Here is an 18,575-nt window from a genome sequence, read left to right as displayed (position 1 = left end):
TGGCAAACATGTCCTGTTGAAAATCGGCTATATTGTTCGCTAATGCAAGAGGCTATTTTCCCTGCACGCCAACTATAGGAGCACTCACATGACTACCGTTCTTCACATCAATGCATCCGGCACACGCACAGGGTCGGTCAGTCGTGCCGCCACCAATACTCTGCTGCAAGAGCTTGCACCAACCAACGTCATCACCCGCGATCTGGCTGAAACACCGTTACCGCAAATCGACGATACATGGATCACCACCCGGCTGATCCCGGACGCTGATCTGACGGACGCCGACCGCGATGTTCTTTCACTCTCAGATGCGTTGATTGATGAAATCAAGGCCGCCGATGTCATACTCATCGGGATGCCGATGTATAACTTCGGCATGCCAGCTGCCCTCAAAGCATGGGTTGATCTGATCGCGCGACCCAAGGTGACCTTTGCTTATACAGAGAATGGTCCGGTTGGCCTTTTGGAAGGAAAAAAGGCTATCGTCACCGTCGCCTCTGGTGGCGTCCCCGTCGGTGCGCCTATGGATTTTGCGACCCCGCATATCGAACAAATCCTCAAATTTATCGGGATCACCGATATCACCGTTCACACCGCCAAGGATGTAGTTGCCAAAGATGCAGCCTGAACTGGACATTATGCCCAGCGCACTATGTCGCTGGGCATGACAAAGACATCCCCCTTCATGACTGGCCTGCGCGCCGTTCTTACGTTGGCCTTCCTGTATTTTGGTCTGCGCAAACTGGGAAGTTTCAGCACTGACGTCGCGATTTATGAGGCGATCGGATTTGGCCAATTTCCCCGTTATATCACGGGGTCCATCGAAGTAATCGGCGCAAGCCTGCTTTGGGTGCGCGACTGGGAAGGTCCCGCTGGGCTTTTGCTGCTGGGTACGATGATCGTGGGGTTAAGCGCTTTGTTGATCTGGGTTGGACCGCCCTACTGGCATATGCTGATGTTGATGGTCGGCACGACAACTGTGGCTTATGTGTATCGCGACCAGATCGTTGGGTTGATCCGCTAAAGGCCCATCCCTAACGTGACGACATGAAAATAGTTCACAACACGTCAGATCAGTTAATCCTTCGTTCAGTTCCCTGGTTTGTTGCCATTATGCTCAGTGCCGTGCTGCTTGGCGTCGTAGCCTTTGGTCTGAATGCTTTGTTTGAGGGTAATGTTGCAGATACTTTCTGGGGTCTTTTTGCGATCCCGTTATTCGTCTCAATCTTTCTCATTGTCTTTGTGCGCCGCGACGATCTGATCCTTGACCGCAGCCGCAATCTTTTGGAACTGCAGCATTCGACGTTTCGCGGCCGCACCAAGGTGCAGCACAAACTGGAACATCTGCAGCGCGCCAAGCTGCAAAGCAGCCGCACCAGCAAAGGTGGCACAACCTATCGTATCGCCTTAGTTCTGGACGGTGGGATGGATGCAGGCACGCACCCGGTCACGCCGGTGTATGCCAGTGGCAACAGCGCCAAGCATGGGGTAGAGACAATCAACGCGTGGCTGGCGCAAGATGTTGACTCAGCCCAAGCACAGGCGTAAACGCCATTTAACACCCGGATAGCATCAGCTTTCCGGTCTCCGATATCAGGGGATCGCCCTCCGTCAGCGCGTCGCGCCCACGGGGGCGCTACTGCTTTTTGCGGCGCATATGACTATATGCAAGGCAACCGAAACGATGACGAGGGCCTTGGCCAATGTTTGAAAATCTATCCGAACGCCTATCCGGTGTCTTTGACAAGCTGACCAAGCAAGGTGCGCTGACGGATGATGACGTCAAAACCGCCCTGCGCGAAGTGCGCGTGGCCCTGCTTGAGGCCGATGTGTCACTGCCCGTGGCGCGTGATTTCATCAAGGCCGTACAGGAAAAGGCGACCGGTCAGGCAGTGACCAAGTCGATCACGCCGGGCCAGCAGGTCGTCAAGATCGTGCATGATGAATTGCAGCATGTGCTGACAGGCGATGAAGACCCTGGCGCGCTGAAAATCGACAACCCGCCTGCCCCGATCCTGATGGTGGGTTTGCAAGGCTCTGGTAAAACAACCACAACAGCCAAGCTAGCAAAACGCCTGAAAGAAAAAGAAGGCAAGCGGGTATTGATGGCCTCGCTTGATACAAACCGCCCTGCCGCGATGGAACAGTTGGCGATTTTGGGCGGGCAGATTGGCGTGGACACATTGCCAATTGTGCAGGGCGAAGATCCTGTCAAAATCGCCAAACGCGCCAAGACGCAAGCCAGCCTTGGTGGATATGACGTCTATATGCTCGACACCGCGGGCCGTTTGCACATTGATCAGGAGTTGATCGCGCAAGCCGCTGCCGTGCGCGACGTGGCCAACCCACGTGAAACGCTGCTGGTGGTTGATGGTCTGACCGGCCAAGACGCGGTGAATGTCGCCCAAGAATTTGACGACAAGATCGGTGTCTCTGGCGTGGTCCTGACCCGGATGGACGGCGACGGGCGCGGTGGTGCGGCGCTGTCGATGCGCGCGATTACTGGCAAGCCGATCCGCTTTGTGGGTCTTGGCGAAAAGATGGACGCGATTGAAACGTTTGAGCCTGAACGGATCGCAGGCCGCATCCTCGGCATGGGCGATATCGTGGCCTTGGTCGAAAAGGCGCAGGAAACCATCGAGGCCGAACAAGCCGAACGCATGATGAAGCGCTTCCAGAAAGGCCGCTTCAACATGAACGATCTGAAGATGCAGCTTGAGCAGATGATGAAAATGGGCGGCATGGAAGGCATGATGGGCATGATGCCCGGTGCGGCCAAGATGGGAAAACAGATGGCCGCTGCCGGTATGGATGACAGCATCCTGAAACGGCAGATCGCGCTGATCAATTCCATGACCAAGAAAGAACGCGCAAACCCTGATCTGCTGGCGGCCTCACGCAAAAGGCGGATTGCGAAGGGGGCTGGCCTTGAAGTGTCCGAACTCAACAAACTGGTCAAACAGCACCGCCAAATGGCCGATATGATGAAAAAGATGGGCAAAGGTGGCATGCTGAAACAGGCCATGAAAGGCATGTTCGGCAAAGGCGGTGGCATGCCAGAAGGCGGCATGCCCGATATGAACGACCCCAAGGCGATGGCGGAAGCCGCCAAAGCGCTACAGGGCAAAATGCCCCCCGGCGGCTTGCCTGGTCTGGGCGGGGGCATGCAACTGCCCCCCGGCCTCTCTGGCTTCGGGAAAAAGAAGTAACTAATGACACCCGCCCCCACCCTGACTACAGCGCGGCTTGTCCTGCGCGGCCCGCAGAAACGGGACCTTGCGGCATTTACCGCATGGGTCACTGGCTCTGCGCGGATGGCGGCTGTGGGTGGATCAGGGTCAGAGCGGGAAGCGTGGTACGGGTTTATCTCTGGCATTGGGCATTGGAACTGGCACGGCTACGGCTTTTTTACTGTCACGGAACGGGACAGTGGGATTGCCGTTGGGCGTGTGGGGATCATCAATCACGTGGGATGGCCGCAACCTGAAATGGCGTGGCATATGTTTGACGGGTTCGAAGGACGTTCTTTTGCGTTTGAGGCGGCTTGCGCCGTACGTGATTGGGCGGGGCGGACGTTGGGGCTTGAGCCGCTGATCTCGCTTATCGCACCGGAGAATACACGATCTATCGCACTGGCCATGCGGTTGGGCGCTGTCGAAGAACGCCGCGATGTGGTCGATGACGAAGACTGCATCGTGTTCCGGCACCTAAGCTATGACGACAGCCGTGCCGTAACGCAGGCAGCGGGGGCGATTGCATGATCCCGACTTTGCAGACGGAGCGCTTAACATTGCGCGCACCACGCTGGGACGATTTCGAGGCTTACGCCGTGTTTCGTGCCTCGCCGCGGATGGTTACAACTGGCGGACCCTTCACACGAGATCAGGCATTCGCCCAGCTGTCGGCGATCCTTGGTCATTGGGTCTTGCGCGGGTACGGACGCTGGATGGTGGCTGATCGTGAACGTGACGCGCCGTTGGGCATCGTGGGGCTGTATTTTCCCGAAGGATGGCCAGAGCCGGAACTTGCATGGTCCCTGTTCGACACCGCCGAGGGACGTGGGATTGCACATGAGGCTGCCGTGGCAGCACGGCAATATGCCTATGACGCACTTGAGTGGACCACCCTGATCAGCGCAGTCGACCCCAACAACACCCGATCAGTGGCCCTTGCCAAACGGATGGGGTGCGTGCAGGAAGACTCTTTCCAGCACGAAACCTATGGCGTGCTTCATATCTGGCGGCACCCCGCACCAGAGGTGCCTGCATGATCCCGACTTTGCAGACGGAACGCCTTTCCCTGCGGCCCTACCAACGCAGTGACTTTGACACCTATGCAGCGTTCATGGCAAGCGATCGCGCCGTTCATATGGACGGACCGCTGGACCGCGACACGGCATGGACCTGGTTTACCAATGATGTGGCAACTTGGGCGCTTTACGGATTTGGAACACTTGCTGTCGAAATGGACGGCAAGCTGGCGGGTGGCGTGGGCCTTGTGCATCCGCCTCACTACCCAGAACCGGAATGCGGATGGTTCATCTATGACGGGTTTAACGGCATGGGCTTGGCCGCCGAAGCCGGCCGCGCAATCATTGATCATACATTTGCCACGACCAACCTTGCGAGCATCGTCAGCTATATCGGAGAACGTAACGCGGCCTCTATCCGCGTGGCGGAAAGCCTTGGCGCTCGCTTGGACCCGGACGCGCCAGCGCCCGAAGAGGAAGGCACCCTTGTCTATCGCCACACCCGCAATTCCGCACAAGGAGATGTCGCATGACCGACACAACCACCCGTGCCGCTGAAATCCTCAAAGGACATCGCGAAAGTATCGACCGGCTTGATGCCATCCTCGTCTACACATTGGGCGAGCGGTTCAAGCACACACAGGCTGTGGGCCGTCTTAAGGCTGAACACGACCTGCCCCCATCCGACCCCGCGCGTGAAGAAACACAAATCGCGCGGCTCACCGACCTTGCAAACCGGGCCAATCTGGACCCGGAATTTGCCAAGAAATTCCTCAATTTCATTATTGAGGAAGTCATCCAACACCACAAACAACATCAATCGTAAGGTGGATCATGATCCACCTTACATACATCATCTTTAAGGAGACTATCTGATGGCTATGAAAATCCGTTTGGCCCGTGGCGGCTCAAAGAAGCGTCCATTTTATGCAATCGTGGCGGCCGACAGCCGTATGCCGCGCGATGGCCGTTTCATCGAAAAGCTGGGCACATATAACCCGATGCTGCCCAAAGACAGCGAAGAGCGCGTGAAAATGAATATGGAGCGCATCAAGTACTGGTTGGGCGAAGGCGCACAGCCAACTGACCGTATTTCCCGCATGCTGGAAGCTGCTGGCGAATTGCCAAAGAAAGACCGCAGCAACCCCAAAAAGGGTACACCGGGCAAAGCGGCACAAGCGCGCGCTGAAGAAAAAGCGGCCAAAGCTGCCGCTGCTGAAGAAGCTGCAAACGCTCCTGCAGAAGAAGCACCTGCAGAAGAAGAAGCCAAAGCGGAAGAGTAAATTTCTGATTGTCGCCCCGGCTTTGACCGGGGCGATTACCTTTCCCATTCGGGACCACATCCATGTTTCGCTTGTTGCGCACGATCATTCTGGTGATGTTTGCTTTTATTGCAGGCATGCTGTTTGAACGTCAGGGCAGCCAAGACATCTGCGAAAGCGGTGGCGGGCTATGGGTCGAAAATATCTGCGTCGGACCGGAGTTGAATTGATGAGCGATCGTGTGATTGTGGGTGCCATTGGCGGCGCATTTGGCGTTCAGGGCGAAGTGCGTCTGAAGTCCTATTGTGCCGACCCCCAAGCGATTGCCGACTATACCCCGCTTTACACCGAGGACGGACGTGCGTTTGCGCAGATCGTTCTGACCGGGCAGCTGAAAAACGGGTTCACTGCGCGAATAGATGGGGTTATCACCAAAGAAGACGCCGATGCGCTACGCAATGTGAACCTTTATGCACCGCGCGATATCATGCCGTCCTTGCCGGATGACGAATACTACTATGCCGATCTGATCGGCCTGACGGTTGTGGATACTGGCGGTGCGACCTTGGGAACCGTGAAGAACGTGATGGACCATGGCGCCGGCGATTTGCTTGAAATTATTGTGCCCGGCGCATCTGACACCATCCTGTTGCCATTCACACAGGCCGCCGTGCCGACCGTCGATCTGACTGCCAAACGTATCGTCGCCGACCCGCCCGACGGGTTGTTTCCGTCCGATGACTAAGAAACCACCAAAATCAGCGGGCCGCATTGCGGTGCGTCCAACGCTGAAACCGCGTGAGTTGATGACGGACACCCCTGATATCGCGGGGTCTTGGACAGCGCAGATTATCACCTTGTTTCCACAGGCTTTTCCTGGTGTGCTGGGTGAAAGCCTGACCGGCAAGGCCCTGCAAGATGGGCTTTGGCAGCTGCAAACCTATGATCTGCGCGACTATGGCATCGGCAAGCACCGCAATGTCGATGACACACCTGCGGGGGGCGGGGCCGGGATGGTTTTACGTGCGGATGTGCTGGAAAAAGCAATCAGCGACGCACGACGCGGCACCAAAGGGACAGCGCCGCTGATCTATCTTTCGCCGCGTGGTCGCCGCTTTGATCAGGCGATGGCGCGCGACTGGGCGCGGATGGATGGTGTGACGATGCTGTGCGGGCGCTTTGAAGGTGTGGATGAACGCATCTTGCATCACTTTGGCATTCAGGAAGTCAGCCTTGGGGACTTCGTGATGACCGGGGGTGAAATTGCCGCGCAAGCGATGATTGATGCGACCGTACGTTTGCTGCCTGGTGTGTTGGGCAACGCAGAAAGCGCTGTCGACGAAAGCTTTTCTGCGGGGTTGTTAGAGCACCCGCAGTTTACCAAGCCCGCAGAGTGGCAAGGCCTGCCAATCCCAGAGGTGCTGTTGTCCGGCAATCACGCCAAGATTGCGGAATGGCGGCGCAAGATGGCCGAAAAGATCACGCAGGATCGCAGGCCGGATATGTGGGAAAAGCGCCAAAAGAAATAGGACACTTCTCTTGACTGCGCCTTACCTCGCAGTTTGCATACATATGATAAGACAATGGGCGAAACCCCTTGATCCGCAGGGCTTGCCCGCTTATACGGCAGCATTCCCGGTTAGCCTGGCTGATTCCGGGTGTTGGTTTATGGGACCATCTGGATCATGAGCGTACCTTCGTTGGTACGGCACTCACCAGACAGGCCGGACGACCACAACAAAGAAATGATGACGCACCTCTGGCGGGCAGGCAACTGGACCCGGGAACGACACAGAGCTCTGAGCCACGCAAATCAACATTGCGGATAACCGCAAGTGACATGAAGGAGCGTTTCAGATGGACCTGATCGCAGAACTCGAAGCGGAACAAGTCGCCGCACTTGGGGCCACGATCCCCGATTTTAAGGCCGGTGACACCGTCCGCGTCGGTTACAATGTGACCGAAGGCACACGCAGCCGTGTGCAGAACTACGAAGGCGTGTGCATCGCCCGCAAGAACGGCAAAGGCATTGCCGGGTCTTTCACAGTGCGCAAGATTTCCTTTGGCGAAGGTGTGGAGCGTGTTTTCCCGCTGCATTCCACCAACATCGACAGCATCACCGTGGTCCGCCGTGGTCGCGTGCGTCGCGCCAAGCTTTACTATCTGCGTTCACGTCGCGGTAAGTCCGCACGTATCGCAGAAGTCACCAACTACAAAGCGCCTAAGGGCGCAGAAGCGTAAGGATCGCCATCATGAAAAAAAATACGCATCCCGATTATCACATCATCGACGTCAAAATGACCGATGGCACAGTGGTGCAGATGAAATCCACATGGGGCAAAGAAGGGGATACGATGTCGCTTGATATTGACCCATCCGTACACCCCGCATGGAACGGTGGTTCAACGCGCCTGATGGACGCCGGTGGCCGTGTGTCCAAGTTTAAGAACAAATACGCAGGTCTTGGTTTCTAAAGACCCTTATCCTGTGGATAAAATATAAACGCCGCCCTTTATATTGGGCGGCGTTTTTCGTTGTTTGAATGGTAGGCCTGCGGGGGAAAGCTATCGTTATCCTTCGCTGCGGCGTGTCCGCTTCCGCCGCGTGTCAGATCAGCATTTTAAGATTGACTAATTGAAAGCAGGACGCCCCGATAGTGTTATTCTGGGATGCGGGCGACCACCTTTATTTCGAAATCAAAACCGGCAAGCCAGTTTACACCAATAGCCGTCCAATTTGGATAAGGCGCGCTTGGGAACACATTAGCTTTGACATCCATAATCGTCTCGAACTGTGCTTCGGGATCGGTGTGAAACGTCGTTACGTCCACAATGTCGCTTAATGTGCATCCGCCAGCTTTCAGTGTCTCTGTAAGGTTAGCAAAGGCTTGCTCGACCTGTGCCTTAAATTCTGGCTGAGGACTTCCATCTTCGCGGGTGCCCACCTGACCAGATACAAATAGCAAATCACCGGACTTGATCGCGGCGGAATAGCCGTGTTGTTCGTAAAGGGCATGGCGGGCAGCAGGGAAAATGGCTTCGGGTTTTGTCATGGTTTATCCTTTTGATTAAGGTCGCAGCCTGGGCTGTACAATAATACGCAAATTCGCATACGGTATGTATGTGATAATATGTATACGCCACGTATGTCAATTGAGGTACGCACCGTATGTGAAGGAAAACTACGATGAATACACGTGCCGAGCAAATGGAAGTGACCCGATCAAAACTGTTGGCTGCCGCAAAAGTGGCATTCGCTAGTCACGGGTATGCTGGCGCGTCGATGGATGATTTATGTGCTGCTGCGGGTGTTACACGCGGCGCGCTATATCACAATTTCGGAGACAAAAAGGGGCTGCTAATGGCGGTCGTCCAGCAGATGGATGCTGATATAGCTGCACGGGCGGACGCGACTGTTTGCAGCATAGCTGACGACTGGGATCGATTTGTCGCCGCCGGAATTGCCTATATACAGTTGGCGCAAGAGTCCGATGTACAGCGAATTGTTCTGCTGGACGGACCGGCAGTGCTGGGGGACCCATCCGCATGGCCCAGCCAAAATGCCTGCTTGCGCGCAACAACAGAAACCATACGGGCGTTACAGCAAGCAGAACGCGTTCGTCCGGTTGATCCTGAAGCTGCGGCGCGATTGTTATGTGGTGCCGCTTTTGATACGGCGCTATGGGTCGCAGCAAGCCATAATAAAGACGCGGTTATGGCAAAAGCTATGCATGCATTTCAGGTGCTTGCCGAAGGATTACTGGCCCAGACCAGCTGACCAGCAAAACAATCTGTTCGAGGCGACAGTCAACCGCTGAAAACAAAGTGCCACCTGAAAACATCAGGTAGCACTTCGCAATACGTAGGAGTTTCTAAGCCGATCTATGCCGCTGATGCGTTGCGCGACCGGCCACCACCGCCGCCGCCGCGACGCCGCCCGCCGGGTTTGCCCTGACCTCCGCCTGGCTTGCCGCCGGCCCGTTGTCCGCCACCGCGGTTCCCACCGCCACCCCGACGTCCGCCACCGCCGCCGTTAGGTCGCTTTTTCTGGCCCGGTTGAATTTCCCATTCACGACCAGAGGCCACTGGAATGGTTTCCTTCATCGCTTTTTCGATGTCTTTCAACTCGATCATCTCGTCCGGTGCGACGAGGGCAACTGCCGATCCATCGGCGCCCGCACGCGCTGTTCGCCCGATGCGGTGCACATAGTTTTCAGCGACATTTGGCAGATCATAGTTGTAGACAAACCGCACGTCCGGGATGTCAAGGCCACGGGCCGCCACGTCAGTTGCTACCAAAACGCGGGTCTTGCCTGACTTAAAGGCCTCCAGCGCGCGTTGACGCTGCCCTTGCGATTTGTTGCCGTGGATGGAAGCCGCAGCAAAACCCTTTTTCTCAAGCACTTTATACAGCTTCTCGCAGCCATGTTTGGTCCGGCCAAAAACAATCGCCAGCTCGTCACGGTGCTTGTCCAACAGCTCAATCAGCAGATCGGTCTTGGCGGCTTGCGCCACAAAATGCACCGACTGGTTGATCTTTTTCACGGCCTGTCCCGGCGGGTTCACCTGCACGCGTACCGCATCGGTCAGGTATGTTCCCGCCAATTCACCCATCAGTTTCGGCATCGTGGCCGAGAACATCATCGTTTGACGATCTTTCGCCAAAAGCGGTGCGATGCGGCGCAGCGCGTGAATAAAGCCCATGTCGAGCATCTGGTCGGCCTCATCCAGAACCAGATAAATGGTTTCATCCAACCGCACCGCGCGGCGGTCCAACAGGTCAATCAAACGGCCCGGTGTCGCGACCAACAGGTCAACACCGCCAGCCAGACGCTTGGTCTGGGCGACGATCCCTGCCCCGCCAACAACCAGCGCCACTTTCAGGTGGCTGCCTTTGGTATAGGCGGTCAAGTTATCGGCGATCTGTTTGGCCAATTCGCGCGTGGGCGCAAGGATCAGACCGCGCGATGTCTTGGGGTTCGGCTTCACACCCGCCTTCATCAGCGCATGGATCATAGGCAGACCAAAGGCTGCGGTCTTACCACTACCGGTTTGCGCCAGACCCATTACATCGCGGCCATTCATGGCGTGGGGGATGGCTTGGGTTTGAATAGGGGTGGGATCAGTGATCCCTTGTTCTTTGAGTACGTTTACCAATCGGGGCGCAAGGCCCAGCATGTCGAAATCCATAAAGGAATATCCTAATTTCTAAGCGAGCCTACGGCCCGCGCATATCATTTGGCCCACCGCCAAATGCGATGAACCCGTGCAAGGTTGCGCCACTATGCTGACAGCCAAGACCGCATTGTCCGGGCGCCGATAAGGGCGCGGGACCCCTGCGTGATGTGGGAACCTGAAGTTTAAGCGACGCCTTGCGGATAGACTCTATGGTCTCGCTCTGCTCACGCGGCAGCTTGCGTCGGTTGATTGGCACATGATGGTTTGGGCGGCATCTGTCAAGGGTTGCTGAAAATGTGGCGACACGTGTTGCATGTGCTTCCCCTCTTATCAGCCACATCATATAGAGGTGCAAAGCACAAAACGGCGGGGAATCGGTTAGTGGCGCATATTATCGTGGTCGGCAACGAAAAGGGCGGCGCAGGCAAATCGACCGTGTCGATGCATGTCGCAACGGCCCTTGCCCGGATGGGGCACAAAGTCGGAACGCTCGACCTTGATCTGCGTCAGAAAACACTGGGGCGCTATATACTGAACCGACAGGCATTTCTGCAAAAGAAGGGGTTGGAGCTGCCAACTCCGTCCTATCACGAACTACCGGATATTGACCAAGACCTGCTAAAGCCCGGTGAAAATGCATTTGATCATCGTTTATCTATGGCTGTTGCACGCATGGAGGCCGACGCCGATTTCATTCTAATTGATTGTCCCGGGTCGCATACGCGGCTAAGCCAAGTCGCCCATTCATTAGCCGATACGCTGATTACGCCGCTCAATGACAGCTTTATCGACTTTGATCTGCTGGCGCATGTCGACAGCGATGGCGAAGATATCACCGGGCCGTCGGTTTATTCTGAAATGGTCTGGAACGCGCGCCAATTGCGCAGCCAGGCAGGGCTGAAACCCATCGACTGGATCGTGGTACGCAACCGGCTGGGCGCGCAGGCGATGTTGAACAAGCTCAAGATGGAGCGTGCGATCGCAAAGCTGGCATCACGCATTGGGTTTCGTACCGCACCCGGCTTTAATGAGCGGGTGATCTTTCGAGAGCTGTTTCCTCGCGGTCTGACCTTGCTGGATCTGCGCGATATTGGCGTGAAGGGGATGAATATCTCGAATGTAGCAGCACGCCAAGAACTGCGTGAATTGATCAAAGCGCTGGACCTGCCGGGGGTGCGGGCCGACTTCTGATCGGGTCATTTACATTTTGTGATGAAAACTTCAGCACATCAGCCTTTCGTTAATGAATTGAGCGGCCTAGTCTACCCTCAAATAGGGAGGGTATCTTGTGCGTGAACTGATCTCGTTGCAGCGCTACGCAACGTTCGTTTTTGTTGGCCTTATGGCCGTTGTGACATTTATCGCAGGGTTTTGGGCACCGTGGGTGTTTCTGCTTTTCATTGTTTTTGCCGCGCTGACAGCCTTGGGCATCAGGGACGTGAACCAAACCAGTCACGCCATTGTCCGTAACTACCCTGTGTTGGGTCACATCCGGTTTCTATTTGAAAAAATCCGGCCAGAAATCCGCCAATATCTGATTGAGGGCGATCAGGAAGAACAACCCTTTAGCCGTGAACAACGCTCGCTTGTTTATCAGCGGGCCAAGGGGGCTGAAGACAAGCGTCCGTTCGGCAGTCATGAACGGGTTTACGAGGCTGGCTATTCTTGGTTGACGCATTCGGTTGAACCCACACATTTCGACGACACGGACTTTCGTGTGATGATAGGTGGCGACAAATGTAAGCAACCTTACAATGCTTCGCTTTATAATATCTCTGCGATGAGCTTTGGTTCATTGTCGGCAAATGCGATTTCGGCGCTGAACAAAGGTGCCAAACAGGGCGGTTTTGCGCATGACACCGGCGAAGGTGGCATCAGTCGCTATCACCGCGAAGGCGGCGGTGATCTGATCTACGAAGTTGGATCTGGGTACTTTGGCTGCCGCAACGATGATGGCACGTTCAACCCCGACAAATTCGCCAAACAAGCTGCCGATGATCAGGTCAAGATGATCGAGATTAAGCTAAGCCAAGGGGCCAAACCTGGCCATGGCGGAATGCTGCCCGCCGCAAAGATTACCCCCGAAATTGCCGAAGCGCGCGATATTCCAATGGGTGTCGACTGTGTGTCACCCGCTGGCCATAGCGCCTTTTCCGGCCCGTTGGAATTGATGCAATTTGTCGGGCAATTGCGCGAACTGTCAGGTGGCAAACCTGTCGGTTTTAAGCTGTGTATCGGGCACCGGCGCGAATTTATGTGTATGGTGAAGGCCATGCTGGAAACGGGAAATATCCCGGATTTCATCGTTGTAGACGGCACCGAAGGCGGCACAGGTGCGGCCCCGCTAGAATTTGCAAACCACGTCGGCATGCCGATGATCGAAGGGCTGACCTTTGTGCATAACACGCTGCGTGGTGCGGGTATACGCGATCAGGTCAAAATCGGGGCGGCGGGCAAGGTCGTCAGCGCCTTTGATATCGCCCGTGCGCTGTCGATTGGTGCGGATTGGTGCAATTCGGCCCGCGGTTATATGTTCGCGATTGGTTGCATTCAGGCGCAGGCTTGCCATACCAACCATTGCCCCGTCGGTGTGACGACCCAAGACCCGGTCCGCCAAGCCGCGCTGAACGTGAATGACAAAAGCAAACGTGTTGCGCGCTTCCACGCGAATACGTTGAAGGCACTGGGTGAAATGGCGGGTGCTGCTGGTTTGGAAAACCCCTGCGGTTTTCTGCCCTACCATTTCATGACCCGCAAAGCTGACGGTCAAATGACAGAGGCTGCTGACGTCTATACCTATTTACGCGAAGGCTTTTTGCTGGATGATGGTGACGATAATCCAATCTATCGCGAGCGTTGGAACCGTGCAAACGCACATAGTTTCGCACCACCAGAGGCTGTCGCCTAAGGATCATCAGGGCGCGGCGGGGTCTTTCCGGCCGCGCGCATGAATAGAGAGACCCGCGGCGTCGTGCCTGTTTCCGAACGCGACCGCGTGCGCAACACTGGCGTGTTTTCGGAATTGCCACTTTTGCTTTCGCGCAGCACGATATACATGCCGCTCGCAATAATGACCCCTGCCCCGATCGCTGTGGCCTGATCAATCGTTTCCCCGAAAAAGATGAACCCGAAAATCGTGGCCCAGATAATCTGGCTGTATTGCATTGGCGCAATGATTGCAGCCTCACCCGATTGATAAGCTGCAATCACAAGGCGGCTGGCAATCCACGCAAAGGTCGCGATGATACCCAGCAGCCCCAGATGCTCTATCGGCATTGGCTGGTAGACAAATGGCAAAGCACAGGCCATGACAATGAAGTTCACCATCATCGGGTAAAGCAACATGACCACGGGTCGTTCTTCGGACCCGATTTTCCGCACGATGATCGAGGCGACAGAGCCACCAATCGCCGCGGCAAGAGCGGCCAGATGCCCAAGCGACAGGTCGGTTTCACCGGGGCGCAAGACCACCAGAACACCACCAAGCCCGACAAGCACGGCCATCCAACGACGCAGGCGCACCGTTTCACCCAGCACCGGGATCGCAAGAATCGTGATCAGCAAGGGGGCTGCAAACAAGATGGCATAGGTTTGCGCCAGCGGCAGAACCGAAAACGCATAAAACGCCGACACGCCCGTCACCACCGCTGCGACAGTCCGCAGCGCCAGCCACCACGGATGCACCGGCACCAACGTGCCCGGCGTGACGTCCCGCATCAGCATGACCATCGCAAGCGGGAAACTGAGCAGGACGCTGAAGAACACAATTTGGATAGGTGAATAGAGACCACCTAGAATTTTGACGACGACGTCATGGGTCGAGAAGATACCAAAGGCCAATAGCGCCAGCAGCGCACCTTTGGCATTCCCCGACATCAGAGGCTCGCGTCAAGTGCGGCGAGGATAACATCGCCCATCTCTGTTGTGCTTAGCGGTGTGCCACCCTCTGGTCCCATCAAATCACCGGTGCGTGCGCCGTCTGACAGCACCTTTTCGATGGCCGCTTCCAGACGATCAGCTTCTGCGCCTTCGTCGAAAGAATAGCGCAGCGCCATGGCGAAGCTGAGGATGCATGCAATTGGGTTTGCCTTGCCTTGACCGGTGATGTCGGGTGCAGATCCGTGAACCGGTTCATACATCGCCTTGGGGCGCCCGTTTGCCATCGGTAGGCCAAGCGACGCGGACGGCAACATGCCAAGGCTGCCGGTCAGCATTGCGGCACAATCAGACAGGATATCGCCAAAAAGGTTATCGGTCAGGATGACGTCAAATTGCTTGGGCGCACGAACCAGCTGCATCGCACCATTGTCGGCATACATATGGCTAAGTTCGACCTCTGGATAATCGGCGTGCACTTCGGTCACCACATCGCGCCACAAGATACCGCTTTCCATCACATTGGCCTTTTCCATCGAGCAGACTTTTTTGCCGCGCTTCATCGCCAGATCAAAGGCGGCACGTGCCGCGCGCTCAATCTCGGCCTCGGTATAGCGCTGCGTGTTCACACCAACGCGCATATTATCCTCAATGTGGATACCGCGCGGTTCGCCAAAGTAGACGCCTGATGTCAGCTCGCGCACGATCATGATATCAAGGCCCGCGATCAGGTCTTTCTTCAGCGAGGAGAAATCAGCCAGCGCGTCAAAGCACTGTGCCGGGCGCAGATTGGCGAACAGGTCCATTTCCTTGCGCAGACGCAACAACCCGCGCTCTGGCTTTACGCTGAAATCAAGATCATCGTATTTGGGTCCACCAACAGCACCCAACAGAACGGCGTCCACCTCTTGCGCTTTGGCCATCGTGTCATCATGCAACGGCACACCGTGCGCGTCATAGGCGGCACCACCAACAAGGTCTTCGGACACATCAAAGGTCAGGTCGCGCTTGTCGCCAAACCAGCCGATAATCCGCTTCACTTCGTCCATAACTTCGGGGCCGATGCCGTCACCGGCGAGGATCAAAAGGGAAGGGTTTGCCATGTGTCACGTCCTTGCTTGAATACGTTGCCAAGGCCCTAGCGCGAAGGGCGTCGGGGTTCAAGATACCAAGGGCTTAAGACCTTCTGCCAAAAGCTCCCATACACGCCGGACGCGGGGTGTTTGGCGCATCGCCTCATGTGCTGTCAGCCAGATCGGCAGCGTCGGCATTGACACCCCAAGGTCAATTTCCGCAATCTGTGGGTCGCGCCGCCCGATATCGGCCTGCGCAAAGCCGATACCACAGCCCGCGCGCACCAATTCCCAATACGCGATATTATCATCGCAGCGGGTCTTAAAAAAATCACGATCCACCTTTGTGCCTGTCGCGGCAAACCCTTCGATGATCGCGGTGTTACTGTCGTAGCCCACGAAGTCATGGTTTGGGAGGTCGGCAATGACCTTGGGCATACCGCGTTCAGCCAAATAGGATCGGGCGGCAAAAACACCCAAAGGGATTTCGCCAATATGTTGGGTAATCAGGTCAAGCTGGGTGGGGCGGTACATACGCACTGCGATGTCTGCTTCGCGGTACAGCAGATTGCGGGTGTCGTCGCCGGGGACCAGTTCAATCGCGATCTGCGGTTCCAGTTTGCGGATCTTGGCAATGATCGGCGGTAGATGCATGGCAGAGGTCGCAACGCTGGCGGTGATCCGCACAGTGCCTTCAAGCCGCGCTTGTTGCCCGGCTGCTGTAAGCGCAATTTGCCGAACGGCATCGCGCATTGTCTTTGCAGGCCTGACCAGATCAGCGCCCGTTTGCGTCAGGGCAAATCCGCGGGGTCGGCGGTGGAAAAGTTCCGCACCCAACTGCGCTTCAATCGCTTTGATCTGGCGGCCCAATGTGGGCTGGCTGGTACCAAGATTGCGCGCAGCCGCAGACAGGCTGCCGGTTTCAGCAACGGCCAAGAAGGCCTGAACAAGCGACCAATCAAGAGAGCTAAGCGTTTTATCCATTCATTAGTGAATACATGATGTGCTAATTTTGACAATTCTTTTTCCAATATGAATAGCAGATAGTGCATCAAGCAACCGCATTGGAGACATAGACATGAAACAGACAGTTCTTATTTTGGGTGGCTCCGGCAAGATCGGCAGCTGCGCGGCAGACGCATTCTGGGATGCCGGTTGGGAAGTGCGACACTATGATCGCAAGACAGGCGATATGGTTGGCGCCGCCGCTGGCGCTGATGTTATTGTCAATGGTTTGAACCCGCCCGCTTACCATGACTGGGAACGGACCATTCCTGAAATCACAGCTCAGGTGATTGCAGCGGCGAAAGCCAGCGGGGCAACGGTAATCATTCCTGGCAATATCTATAACTACGGCGATCAGCCCGGCGTTCTGGATGAAAACACGCCGCAGATCGCAACAACAAAAAAGGGCCGTGTCCGCATTAAGATGGAAGAAAGCTATCGCGCCTCTAGTGTACAGACCATCGTGCTGCGCGCGGGCAACTTTATTGATCCCGCTGGTAATGGTGACATCATGAGCATGCTGATCATGCGCGATATCAAGAAAGGCAAGATTACAGCAGCGGCTGATCCCGATATACTACAAACCTATGCCTACGTCCCAGATTGGGCGCGCGCCGCGGTAAAGCTGGCCGAGACCCGCAAAACACTGGCGATGTTTGAAGACATCCCCTTCCCCGGTCAAGCATTCACGACCGCAGACCTGCAACGCTGCGTATCCGATCACGTGCGCCGCGACCTCAAGATCAACCGCTTCCCATGGTGGATTATGACCCTTCTTAGCCCGGTCTGGGAACTTGCCCGCGAAATGCGTGAAATGCGCTATCTCTACGCGATGCCGCATCGGATTGGGGCAGAGAAGTTCAACAGGCTCTTGCCGGGGTTTGAACCCACTGATCTGGAAGACGTCATGCTGGCAGGGCTACCACCTGGTGATATCGACCCAAACGATGCGGTGCGGCCCAGCGGCCAGACCATCGTCGCCAATTAGCGCCCGGTCGGGGTCATCCGGCGCAGGCCAGAAAACGCCCGCACCACTGACCGTCCAATCGGCAGAGGGCAGGACATAGCTGACGCGTAAGTCGCCGGGTCCATCCTCTGGCCAATCAGCGGTCGCCTGACCGGGCAATGCGTCCTGCAGCAAAGGGTTTTGCAGAAAGGCGGTCATCGCATCAGAGAACCCGTCACCATCCTGTGGATCCAGATTGGCATTGCCCGCGACCACAAAACTGTCTGGTGCAGGGCCATATGCGCCAGACAGTACGACTTCCCACAACCGCAGTTCATCACGATTGCGCAGACCGTTCATGTCCTCAGGGCCATCAAACACAGGCGGCGTGGCGGAAAAGGCCATGACAGACAACGGCGCACCATCTGGCAATGCGATAGGCACGATCCAATGTGCTGTGGACGAAAGGCGCAGGACGTCTTGTGCGGCAGGATCTAAAAAAGACACGCCATCCATTTGCGGCAATGTTGCACCGGGCAAATCCCGCCATAAGGTCATCGAAATGTCGGTAACCTGATCATCCAACACCGCAAAGCGCGACATAATCGCCATGCCGCCATCACCGGCAAAGCGACCGTATCCCTGCGCGTCGCGTGCATCACCCAAGCGGCCATTGCCATCAAGATCAAGACCAGTCGCAAGTCCCGCATTGGGGCGCAGGGCGAAAAGATGCGGGTAACCGGGATTAAAGCGATCGGCAAAAGCGCGCAGCGCAATCAGGTCTTGGTCATAATCAAAATCTGTCAGGATCAAGACATCAGGATCGAGATGCGTAATAACATCCGTAATCGCCGCAATCTGCGGATCATCCCCGCGCTGTAGGTCGCGCAGCAAAAGCCCCGGTCCATCACGGCTTAGCGGGGCGGCAAAAGTAGCGATGCGGTACGTATCGGCCTGCACAATTGCGCCGACAAGACAAAGTGCTGC

General features: G+C 56.1%; 24 protein-coding genes. 18 read left to right on the top strand and 6 right to left on the bottom strand.

The window, feature by feature from the left end; translation table 11 throughout:
- Positions 1–88 precede the first annotated feature (88 nt).
- The 14 genes from RCCS2_RS08725 to rpmE all read left to right on the top strand — a co-directional run bounded on the left by RCCS2_RS08725 (position 89) and on the right by rpmE (position 7,985).
- Positions 89–628: an FMN-dependent NADH-azoreductase gene (locus tag RCCS2_RS08725; RefSeq protein ID WP_008233380.1), complete on the top strand. Its 540-nt coding sequence runs from the start codon at positions 89–91 to the stop codon at positions 626–628.
- Between the two features lie 36 nt (positions 629–664).
- Entirely contained in the window at positions 665–1,024 is a 360-nt protein-coding gene (locus tag RCCS2_RS08720; RefSeq protein ID WP_156788490.1) for a hypothetical protein, read from the top strand.
- A 23-nt stretch (positions 1,025–1,047) separates the two neighbouring features.
- Complete coding sequence (locus tag RCCS2_RS08715) at positions 1,048–1,548, top strand: hypothetical protein (RefSeq protein WP_037293780.1); 501 nt, start codon at positions 1,048–1,050, stop codon at positions 1,546–1,548.
- 155 nt (positions 1,549–1,703) lie between these two features.
- Positions 1,704–3,209, top strand: coding sequence for a signal recognition particle protein (ffh, locus tag RCCS2_RS08710; protein WP_008233377.1), 1,506 nt, complete (start codon positions 1,704–1,706; stop codon positions 3,207–3,209).
- A gap of 3 nt (positions 3,210–3,212) precedes the next feature.
- Entirely contained in the window at positions 3,213–3,761 is a 549-nt protein-coding gene (locus RCCS2_RS08705) for a GNAT family N-acetyltransferase (RefSeq protein ID WP_008233375.1), read from the top strand.
- On the top strand, positions 3,758–4,270 hold the full coding sequence (locus RCCS2_RS08700) for a GNAT family N-acetyltransferase (protein ID WP_008233374.1): 513 nt from the start codon (positions 3,758–3,760) through the stop codon (positions 4,268–4,270). Before RCCS2_RS08705 ends, RCCS2_RS08700 begins: the two co-directional genes overlap by 4 nt.
- Positions 4,267–4,782, top strand: coding sequence for a GNAT family N-acetyltransferase (locus RCCS2_RS08695; RefSeq protein WP_008233373.1), 516 nt, complete (start codon positions 4,267–4,269; stop codon positions 4,780–4,782). Before RCCS2_RS08700 ends, RCCS2_RS08695 begins: the two co-directional genes overlap by 4 nt.
- Entirely contained in the window at positions 4,779–5,075 is a 297-nt protein-coding gene (locus tag RCCS2_RS08690; protein ID WP_008233372.1) for a chorismate mutase, read from the top strand. The genes RCCS2_RS08695 and RCCS2_RS08690 overlap by 4 nt, the downstream gene beginning before the upstream one ends.
- 49 nt (positions 5,076–5,124) lie before the next feature.
- Complete coding sequence (gene rpsP / locus RCCS2_RS08685) at positions 5,125–5,532, top strand: 30S ribosomal protein S16 (RefSeq protein WP_037293778.1); 408 nt, start codon at positions 5,125–5,127, stop codon at positions 5,530–5,532.
- A gap of 62 nt (positions 5,533–5,594) precedes the next feature.
- Positions 5,595–5,741 (top strand): hypothetical protein, encoded by a 147-nt coding sequence (locus RCCS2_RS18540; protein WP_008233362.1) that lies wholly within the window; start codon positions 5,595–5,597, stop codon positions 5,739–5,741.
- The gene (gene rimM / locus RCCS2_RS08680; RefSeq protein WP_008233361.1) at positions 5,741–6,256 is read left to right on the top strand and encodes a ribosome maturation factor RimM; all 516 of its coding nucleotides are present in this window, start codon (positions 5,741–5,743) and stop codon (positions 6,254–6,256) included. Before RCCS2_RS18540 ends, rimM begins: the two co-directional genes overlap by 1 nt.
- Positions 6,249–7,040: a tRNA (guanosine(37)-N1)-methyltransferase TrmD gene (gene trmD, locus RCCS2_RS08675; RefSeq protein ID WP_008233358.1), complete on the top strand. Its 792-nt coding sequence runs from the start codon at positions 6,249–6,251 to the stop codon at positions 7,038–7,040. The genes rimM and trmD overlap by 8 nt, the downstream gene beginning before the upstream one ends.
- 328 nt (positions 7,041–7,368) lie before the next feature.
- Positions 7,369–7,752, top strand: coding sequence for a 50S ribosomal protein L19 (gene rplS / locus RCCS2_RS08670; RefSeq protein ID WP_008233356.1), 384 nt, complete (start codon positions 7,369–7,371; stop codon positions 7,750–7,752).
- Between the two features lie 11 nt (positions 7,753–7,763).
- On the top strand, positions 7,764–7,985 hold the full coding sequence (rpmE, locus tag RCCS2_RS08665; protein ID WP_008233354.1) for a 50S ribosomal protein L31: 222 nt from the start codon (positions 7,764–7,766) through the stop codon (positions 7,983–7,985).
- Positions 7,986–8,170: 185 nt separating this feature from the next.
- On the opposite strand, the gene RCCS2_RS08660 is transcribed toward rpmE, so the two are convergent.
- Positions 8,171–8,563: a RidA family protein gene (locus RCCS2_RS08660; protein ID WP_008233353.1), complete on the bottom strand. Its 393-nt coding sequence runs from the start codon at positions 8,561–8,563 to the stop codon at positions 8,171–8,173.
- 134 nt (positions 8,564–8,697) lie between these two features.
- On the opposite strand from RCCS2_RS08660, the gene RCCS2_RS08655 reads away from it, so the two are divergent.
- A complete protein-coding gene (locus RCCS2_RS08655) occupies positions 8,698–9,288 on the top strand; it encodes a TetR/AcrR family transcriptional regulator (RefSeq protein ID WP_008233350.1) in 591 nt (196 codons plus the stop codon).
- Positions 9,289–9,392: 104 nt separating this feature from the next.
- On the opposite strand, the gene RCCS2_RS08650 is transcribed toward RCCS2_RS08655, so the two are convergent.
- Positions 9,393–10,700 (bottom strand): DEAD/DEAH box helicase, encoded by a 1,308-nt coding sequence (locus RCCS2_RS08650; RefSeq protein ID WP_008233348.1) that lies wholly within the window; start codon positions 10,698–10,700, stop codon positions 9,393–9,395.
- Positions 10,701–11,069: 369 nt separating this feature from the next.
- On the opposite strand from RCCS2_RS08650, the gene RCCS2_RS08645 reads away from it, so the two are divergent.
- Complete coding sequence (locus RCCS2_RS08645; RefSeq protein WP_008233347.1) at positions 11,070–11,879, top strand: division plane positioning ATPase MipZ; 810 nt, start codon at positions 11,070–11,072, stop codon at positions 11,877–11,879.
- 151 nt (positions 11,880–12,030) lie between these two features.
- The gene (locus RCCS2_RS08640; RefSeq protein WP_050770809.1) at positions 12,031–13,596 is read left to right on the top strand and encodes an FMN-binding glutamate synthase family protein; all 1,566 of its coding nucleotides are present in this window, start codon (positions 12,031–12,033) and stop codon (positions 13,594–13,596) included.
- Here RCCS2_RS08640 and RCCS2_RS08635 read toward each other — a convergent pair.
- Genes RCCS2_RS08635 through RCCS2_RS08625 form a run of 3 tightly spaced genes read right to left on the bottom strand, consistent with a single transcriptional unit; the run spans position 13,593 to position 16,621 of the window.
- A complete protein-coding gene (locus RCCS2_RS08635; RefSeq protein ID WP_008233345.1) occupies positions 13,593–14,564 on the bottom strand; it encodes a DMT family transporter in 972 nt (323 codons plus the stop codon). The two genes, RCCS2_RS08640 and RCCS2_RS08635, sit on opposite strands and share 4 nt — an antisense overlap.
- Complete coding sequence (gene leuB / locus RCCS2_RS08630) at positions 14,564–15,667, bottom strand: 3-isopropylmalate dehydrogenase (RefSeq protein WP_008233344.1); 1,104 nt, start codon at positions 15,665–15,667, stop codon at positions 14,564–14,566. Before leuB ends, RCCS2_RS08635 begins: the two co-directional genes overlap by 1 nt.
- A gap of 57 nt (positions 15,668–15,724) precedes the next feature.
- A complete protein-coding gene (locus RCCS2_RS08625; protein WP_008233343.1) occupies positions 15,725–16,621 on the bottom strand; it encodes a LysR family transcriptional regulator in 897 nt (298 codons plus the stop codon).
- A gap of 94 nt (positions 16,622–16,715) precedes the next feature.
- Here RCCS2_RS08625 and RCCS2_RS08620 point away from each other — a divergent pair, with 94 nt between their 5' ends.
- Entirely contained in the window at positions 16,716–17,630 is a 915-nt protein-coding gene (locus RCCS2_RS08620; RefSeq protein ID WP_008233341.1) for an epimerase, read from the top strand.
- On the opposite strand, the gene RCCS2_RS08615 is transcribed toward RCCS2_RS08620, so the two are convergent.
- Positions 17,562–18,548, bottom strand: a complete 987-nt coding sequence (locus RCCS2_RS08615; RefSeq protein ID WP_198007042.1) for an endonuclease/exonuclease/phosphatase family protein — start codon at positions 18,546–18,548, stop codon at positions 17,562–17,564. The genes RCCS2_RS08620 and RCCS2_RS08615 overlap by 69 nt on opposite strands.
- Positions 18,549–18,575: the final 27 nt, after the last annotated feature.

The sequence above is a fragment of the Roseobacter sp. CCS2 genome (assembly GCF_000169435.1).
GTDB lineage: Bacteria > Pseudomonadota > Alphaproteobacteria > Rhodobacterales > Rhodobacteraceae > Yoonia.
Note: the sequence above shows the minus strand (reverse complement) of the source record. Positions and strands in the feature narration are given on the sequence as shown.

What these genes read in the sequence shown, in the direction of transcription:
- RCCS2_RS08725 (WP_008233380.1), top strand. Translation starts at nt 89, where the DNA reads ATGACTACCGTTCTTCACATCAATGCATCCGGCACACGCACAGGGTCG.
- RCCS2_RS18540 (WP_008233362.1), top strand. Translation starts at nt 5,595, where the DNA reads ATGTTTCGCTTGTTGCGCACGATCATTCTGGTGATGTTTGCTTTTATT.
- RCCS2_RS08635 (WP_008233345.1), bottom strand. Translation starts at nt 14,564, where the DNA reads ATGTCGGGGAATGCCAAAGGTGCGCTGCTGGCGCTATTGGCCTTTGGT.
- rpmE (WP_008233354.1), top strand. Translation starts at nt 7,764, where the DNA reads ATGAAAAAAAATACGCATCCCGATTATCACATCATCGACGTCAAAATG.
- leuB (WP_008233344.1), bottom strand. Translation starts at nt 15,667, where the DNA reads ATGGCAAACCCTTCCCTTTTGATCCTCGCCGGTGACGGCATCGGCCCC.
- rpsP (WP_037293778.1), top strand. Translation starts at nt 5,125, where the DNA reads ATGGCTATGAAAATCCGTTTGGCCCGTGGCGGCTCAAAGAAGCGTCCA.
- RCCS2_RS08715 (WP_037293780.1), top strand. Translation starts at nt 1,048, where the DNA reads ATGAAAATAGTTCACAACACGTCAGATCAGTTAATCCTTCGTTCAGTT.
- rimM (WP_008233361.1), top strand. Translation starts at nt 5,741, where the DNA reads ATGAGCGATCGTGTGATTGTGGGTGCCATTGGCGGCGCATTTGGCGTT.
- RCCS2_RS08705 (WP_008233375.1), top strand. Translation starts at nt 3,213, where the DNA reads ATGACACCCGCCCCCACCCTGACTACAGCGCGGCTTGTCCTGCGCGGC.
- trmD (WP_008233358.1), top strand. Translation starts at nt 6,249, where the DNA reads ATGACTAAGAAACCACCAAAATCAGCGGGCCGCATTGCGGTGCGTCCA.
- RCCS2_RS08650 (WP_008233348.1), bottom strand. Translation starts at nt 10,700, where the DNA reads ATGGATTTCGACATGCTGGGCCTTGCGCCCCGATTGGTAAACGTACTC.
- ffh (WP_008233377.1), top strand. Translation starts at nt 1,704, where the DNA reads ATGTTTGAAAATCTATCCGAACGCCTATCCGGTGTCTTTGACAAGCTG.
- RCCS2_RS08660 (WP_008233353.1), bottom strand. Translation starts at nt 8,563, where the DNA reads ATGACAAAACCCGAAGCCATTTTCCCTGCTGCCCGCCATGCCCTTTAC.
- RCCS2_RS08690 (WP_008233372.1), top strand. Translation starts at nt 4,779, where the DNA reads ATGACCGACACAACCACCCGTGCCGCTGAAATCCTCAAAGGACATCGC.
- rplS (WP_008233356.1), top strand. Translation starts at nt 7,369, where the DNA reads ATGGACCTGATCGCAGAACTCGAAGCGGAACAAGTCGCCGCACTTGGG.
- RCCS2_RS08625 (WP_008233343.1), bottom strand. Translation starts at nt 16,621, where the DNA reads ATGGATAAAACGCTTAGCTCTCTTGATTGGTCGCTTGTTCAGGCCTTC.
- RCCS2_RS08720 (WP_156788490.1), top strand. Translation starts at nt 665, where the DNA reads ATGACAAAGACATCCCCCTTCATGACTGGCCTGCGCGCCGTTCTTACG.
- RCCS2_RS08700 (WP_008233374.1), top strand. Translation starts at nt 3,758, where the DNA reads ATGATCCCGACTTTGCAGACGGAGCGCTTAACATTGCGCGCACCACGC.
- RCCS2_RS08620 (WP_008233341.1), top strand. Translation starts at nt 16,716, where the DNA reads ATGAAACAGACAGTTCTTATTTTGGGTGGCTCCGGCAAGATCGGCAGC.
- RCCS2_RS08640 (WP_050770809.1), top strand. Translation starts at nt 12,031, where the DNA reads ATGGCCGTTGTGACATTTATCGCAGGGTTTTGGGCACCGTGGGTGTTT.
- RCCS2_RS08695 (WP_008233373.1), top strand. Translation starts at nt 4,267, where the DNA reads ATGATCCCGACTTTGCAGACGGAACGCCTTTCCCTGCGGCCCTACCAA.
- RCCS2_RS08655 (WP_008233350.1), top strand. Translation starts at nt 8,698, where the DNA reads ATGAATACACGTGCCGAGCAAATGGAAGTGACCCGATCAAAACTGTTG.